Genomic DNA, 3,315 nt, shown 5'->3' on the forward strand with positions numbered 1-3,315 from the left:
CGCCCACCCCTGACACGGACACCGGCGCGGGTATCGATGCGGCCACCGAGATCGGTGGGCAGTCGGTGCGAGCCTGGAAGGAACTCGGGGCGTCGCTGTTCGAACCGGCGCACATGATGAGGGCCCCCGACCCCGACCGGCATCCCGATGTCGCCGATGCGCTGGCACGCACACGATCGGCACAGACCGCCACCCAGATCCGTGAAGCGTTCCTCGACGGCTGGTTCGAAGCGAGCGCGACACTGACCGACCCGCTCTGGGCCACAGTGCGCGCCAGTGTGGGCCAGAGGCTCGAGGTCCTCGACGCTGTCCGCAGCCTGGGCCGCGACCCTGAAACCTTGTCGCGGATACCGCAATTCGTCGACCAGGTCAACGCGGCGATCGACGCGCTACCCGATGCCGACCTGACCACGATCGCGGTGCGCGACGCACGGCGCCGCTATTACCGCAGCGGGTCCGCGCATGTCGCGTCCGGACTGACACGCGAAATCGCCGAGACCGCAGTCACCCACGCACGCAGTTCCTGGCTGCATCCGTTCACCACCGACCGCGACATGCGTCAGTGGAGGAACTGGGCCGCAACACAATTGGTGTCGGATCCGTTGCTGTCGACCTGGCTCGGACGCCCCGCCGACGCACGCCACGAACACGCCATGAGCGAGGTCGTGACCACAGTGCTGGCAGAGGTTTCCGAACACCTGCCACACCTGGGCCTCGACCTCACCGACCGCGACACGCGGACCTGGTTGTATGCCGACCTTCACCAGCACATCTGGCCCGGCCTCGCCGACACCGCCCCCGACCCGCTGTGGCGAGAAAGCCCGCGCGGATGGCGGCTGAACGACACCGATATCGAAGTCGCCCACCGAAGCGGTGCATGGTGGGTACTGTCCGGCGAGGGCGCGCGTACCGACTGCTGGGGCGACGACCACCGCGCCGCGCTCGCCCAAGCCCTGACCATAGCCGGACGATCCACGGCGATCCGACCCGGTGACCACGCCGTACACGCTCGCGTGCAGGCAATCCGCGCCGCGCTCATCGACCGGGCACGTCCCGCGTTGGCCGGCCACGAACTCCTCCACGCCGCCGCCCGCTCCTCCACGCCGACCCCCGACGCACCGGAACCCGGCGCTGCCGCTGTCCACAGCCCGCTGATCGGCGAGGCGGTGCGCACCGTCATCGCGAGGATCGGTGAGAACGAGCCTGCGCTGCTCGATCACGCTCGCACTCTCGGCCTGGACCCCGAACAGTTCGTGCGCGACAACGCCGCGCACGCCACCCTCACCGACCTGCGGCGAACCGACCGCACAGTGCACGACACCACCGCACTGTTCGATCTCGCCGAACTCGGTGCGGACCTGCACGCGATCACCCCGACCGCCGTCGCGGTCGGCGATCCCGCGGGCGCACACATCACCCTGGTCCACCGCGACGCCTGGATCGCCGACCCCGACACCCTCGGCGTGCCTGTGAACCTGCGCGAGTCGACACTGAGCGCCGCCATCACCACCGCACGCCGCATCCTTGCCACCACCGAACCACGCCGCGCACCAGACCCACAACCGACTCCACCGGTGCCGTTGGTAAGCGCTACCGCGTCCCCGGCACCCGAACCCGAACCCGTCGTCGGAGCCGAAGGCCCGCCCGATCCTGCCCCGACTCGCGGCCCCGTGGACGCACAGCCCGAAACGTCGCAGCGCGCGCACGCTGCGCCGACCGCGATGGTCGGAGTCCCTCATCTGGGCTTATCCGACATCGACCGCGCGGTGATCCGGTCCAAGGTCTACGACTTCATTCCGAACTATCACAGCTCCGGCACCCCGATCGACCTCGATGCTCTCGCCTTTCGGTTCGCCACCGGCGGCATGCTGCCAGATCTGTTGGTCACCTACGGGCTGCGGCGCGTCGTGGAAGCGACCGCACAGGTACTCGCGGTCGAACCCAAGGCCGTCACGTGGGGCTGGACCGTACGCTCACGCAAAAGCAATCAGCGCGCCAGCGAGGCCGCCGAATTCCGGAGCCGAGCGTTGGCGCAGCGCGACGATGGTGCCTACCGAGAGGCTCTGGAGAGCCTGCGCCACGCTCAGCTCGCAGACCCGCTGTGGACGGACCAGGACGGCACCGGCTACGACGAGCTGACCTCCACGATCCGGCTGCGGCAACGCACTTCGACCGAAGATCCGGCCCTGCACGCCGATGCCGAGACGAGCCCGCAGCATCCGTTTCGCGATGAGGCCACCGTGGCGGCGTGGCGCGACTGGGCAGCCGTGGAAGTGGCGGGCAACCCTTTGTTGAAGGCCCGTGACAGCTATGCGGTGCAAACCGCATACGCGCGGTTGCTCGACGAGGTCACCGACACTCTGGTCGACGAGCTGCCCCGGCGACGGCCCGATCTCGCCCCCTCCAGCATCGGCCCCGACGTAGCAGATTGGCTCGTTGCCGACATCCATCACAACATCGTGCCGACCCTGTTGCCCGATCCCGAACCCTTGTGGTCCGCGACCGAGGATGGTTGGACCCTCTCGTCGGGGCGCATCGAAATCGCGGGTGGCGGCACGAACTGGACGGTCAGACATGTCGTCGCCGTCGACTTCGACGTCGACATCCAACACTGGGGTCAGGATCACCGAGCGGCGCTGGCTCGGGCACTGCTGCTGGCCGAGCGCCCTGACCTGATCCCCCGCAGCGCCGCTGTGGTCCATGCTCGCGTCCAGGCGGCTCGTGACGCGTTCGCCGCGCGTGCCCGAACGGCTCTGGCCGCGCAGCCCATGTTGGCGCCGGTGGTGCGATCGGCCACACTCATGCCCGAGGATATCGGCACCGGTTCGCTACAGTTTGCGCGCTGGAGCAGCCTGACCGTCACCGCGATCCACGATGCCCTCGTCGAAATCGACACCAGCACACCGGAACTCGGTGACGCTCTCGCCGAACTCGCCATCGACCCGTTCAGTCTGATCTGGGACGAGATCGCCGACGATGTCCTGCGAGACCTGCGTCGCGCTCACCTCGCCGACGCTGACGACTCGAACAGCGAGGTCCCCGCGCCGGACCTGCACTGCCTGTCCGAAGACGACATCATCGCCGTCGGCGACCTCGACGGCGACCACATCGTTCTCGACCGTCGGATACAGCCACGACGACCCGGTCAAAAGTCCGGGGACTACCAGTGGATCGATATCAACGCAGAGAACTCCGAAATCGGCGAACAGCACCTACCGGACGCTATCGCCCAGGCCCGCACCATCCTCGCGGCGCGAAAAACGACCAAACCGCCGCCCAGCGACGAACCCCGATCCGCTGCCCCCGCCCCAGCGG

General features: G+C 68.4%; 1 pseudogene. It reads left to right on the top strand.

From position 1 onward, the window contains the following. A pseudogene (locus tag JZ792_RS40875) lies at positions 1-3,315 on the top strand (hypothetical protein); the annotation flags it as partial.

The organism is Nocardia noduli, from assembly GCF_019038455.1.
GTDB lineage: Bacteria > Actinomycetota > Actinomycetes > Mycobacteriales > Mycobacteriaceae > Nocardia > Nocardia noduli.